The organism is Lactobacillus gigeriorum DSM 23908 = CRBIP 24.85 (genome assembly GCF_000296855.1).
GTDB lineage: Bacteria > Bacillota > Bacilli > Lactobacillales > Lactobacillaceae > Lactobacillus > Lactobacillus gigeriorum.
This window is the reverse complement of sequence record NZ_CAKC01000082.1, coordinates 1-2358: the sequence shown is the minus strand read 5'-3', so window position 1 is coordinate 2358 and position 2358 is coordinate 1. Positions and strand designations below refer to the sequence as shown.

Below are 2358 nucleotides of genomic sequence, written 5' to 3'. Positions count from 1 at the left end.
GGATGAAAAACGGCGGTTTAGTAATTGTAGCCGATGATGAAGATCGTGAATCTGAAGGCGATATGATTGGTTTAGGTTCAAAAGTAACCCCACAAAATATTAATTTCATGACTAAGTATGCTCGTGGCTTGCTTTGCACCAGTATTAGCAGCGACATTGCCAAGCGTCTTCAACTTGGACAAATGGAAGACGATAACACTGATCCATTTGGTACTGCTTTTACTATTAGTGTCGATTACAAAACTACTACAACTGGCATTTCTGCATTCGATCGTGCTGCCACAATTAAAGCTCTAGCCACCCCTACTACTAAACCTGAAGATTTCTTCAGACCTGGTCACTGTTTCCCACTTGTTGCCAAAGACGGTGGCGTTTTGGAAAGAAACGGTCACACTGAAGCATCTGTTACCCTAGCCAAATTAGCTGGCGAACCAGCTGTAGCTTATATTTGTGAAGTGTTGAAAGCTGACGGTCATATGGCACGCCGGCCGGAATTGAAGCGTATCGCTCAAGAATTACATTTGCCATTTTTCACTATTGCTGACTTGCAAGAATATGTCAGAACCATTGGTCAAGAAGATCCTGGTTTTGTTAAATTACCAACTAAATACGGTAATTTTGAAGTAAAGAGCTATCAAGGTGAAAACTTAGTTATCAAAAAAGGTACGATTGACCCAAGCAAGCCAGTCCTAGTACGGATGCACTCTGAGTGCTTAACAGGCGATACTTTTGGTTCTTTAAGATGTGACTGTGGTGACCAACTTCATGCTGCCATGAAAATGATTGAAGAAAATGGTAACGGCGTAATTCTATACTTACGTCAAGAAGGACGTGGTATTGGTTTGACTAACAAGTTAAAAGCATATGCTTTACAAGATCAAGGTCATGATACTTACGAAGCCAATGAATTACTAGGTTTCAAACCTGACGAACGTGATTACGACGTTGCTGCACAGATGTTAAAGGATCTTGGTATTAAGCAGATTGATTTGTTGACAAACAATCCGGATAAACTTGAACAACTAAAAGATTACGGGATTGAAATTCACCAACGCATTCCACTTGAAATGCCAGCTAACGATATTGATCGTTTCTATCTTGAAACTAAGCGTGATCGTTTCAATCACATGTTAAAAGCACTTTAATTATAAATTGAGAGGACCAAAAAATGACTGTTTATGAAGGAAATTTTGTTAATAATCAAGTAAAAGTAGCAATCGTCGTTTCAAAGTTCAATGAAATCGTCACTCATCATTTAGTTGATGGTGCCTTGGCTACCCTTAAACAATTTGGTGTAAGTGAAAATGACATTGATGTTTATTGGGTACCAGGGGCCTTTGAAATTGGCTTCACTGCACAAAAAGTTGCTCAATCCGGCAAATATGACGGTGTGATGACTTTGGGTGCAGTAATCAAAGGCGAAACTGATCATTATGGCATGATTATACAAAACATTACTAGTGCAATCATGCAGATCAACCTCGAAGCCAAAATTCCTGTTACATTTGGTATTCTTACTACTGATAATATTGATCAAGCTTTGCAAAGATCAGGATTGAAAGTAGGTAATGAAGGAAGTTCCACAGCACAGAGCTTATTGGAAATGATCTCATTAAATCATCAAATGTAATTAGAATCCCGTTTAATTTTGTGTTGTATCGTTCAAAAAAGGCTGGACAAAGCGTTCAGCCTTTTTATTTTGTCTCGATAATTTTTACTGTTGATGAATATTTATGCTACATTTTCAGCATACATATTAGGTGTAAGGATCTCACCCTCTCTAGTTATCAGATAATTACTTAGCAAATTTATTTGTTTTTTCCAATCAACTTGATAATTTACAACATTCTCAGCCGCAATTTTGAGCAAAAAAAGACCAATATAGCCATTAAATAAGCCATTCATATAAGTTATATTTATACGCGTGGTGCTAGTTAAATCATTTTAACAAAAAAGTCCAATTGGATTAGACTCGAGTTGGTAAAAATATTAATAGAAAAGAGTCTGATCTAATTGAACCATTTCAAGCTTAATCGTTTTTCTCGACTGAATGCAATCTGTCGTTCCTTGTATAAGCTTTATGCTCCCGACGAATTGAAGCATCGCAGAAACGTCGATCAGGTCAAGCTTTCCGACAGCTCTATTCTGGCATTGCTTATTTGGCAGGCAGAAATTGGAATCGAATCTCAGAGAAGATTCTGTAGTTTTTTCGTCGGCTTGTCTCATTCTCGCTTCAATCGCCGGGCAAGAATGCTTTTGCCCTTGATTCGCTGCATTCGTCAGGCTTGGAATCAGGAAGTAAATACAACTGGAGAGCTTTTGATTATTGACATTCCCGTTCCGCTTTGCCAGCCTGTT

Annotated in this window: 2 protein-coding genes and 1 pseudogene; all 3 read left to right on the top strand. The window is 38.2% G+C overall.

Annotated features, from left to right (window positions below; translation table 11 throughout):
- The first annotated feature begins 2 nt into the window (after positions 1-2).
- Positions 3-1145: a bifunctional 3,4-dihydroxy-2-butanone-4-phosphate synthase/GTP cyclohydrolase II gene (locus tag BN52_RS07555; protein WP_040473499.1), complete on the top strand. Its 1143-nt coding sequence runs from the start codon at positions 3-5 to the stop codon at positions 1143-1145.
- Positions 1146-1168: 23 nt separating this feature from the next.
- Entirely contained in the window at positions 1169-1630 is a 462-nt protein-coding gene (gene ribH / locus BN52_RS07550; RefSeq protein WP_008473871.1) for a 6,7-dimethyl-8-ribityllumazine synthase, read from the top strand.
- A gap of 383 nt (positions 1631-2013) precedes the next feature.
- Positions 2014-2358 (top strand): annotated as a pseudogene (locus BN52_RS09965) (IS982 family transposase); the annotation flags it as partial.

What these genes read in the sequence shown, in the direction of transcription:
- BN52_RS07555 (WP_040473499.1), top strand. Translation starts at nt 3, where the DNA reads ATGAAAAACGGCGGTTTAGTAATTGTAGCCGATGATGAAGATCGTGAA.
- ribH (WP_008473871.1), top strand. Translation starts at nt 1,169, where the DNA reads ATGACTGTTTATGAAGGAAATTTTGTTAATAATCAAGTAAAAGTAGCA.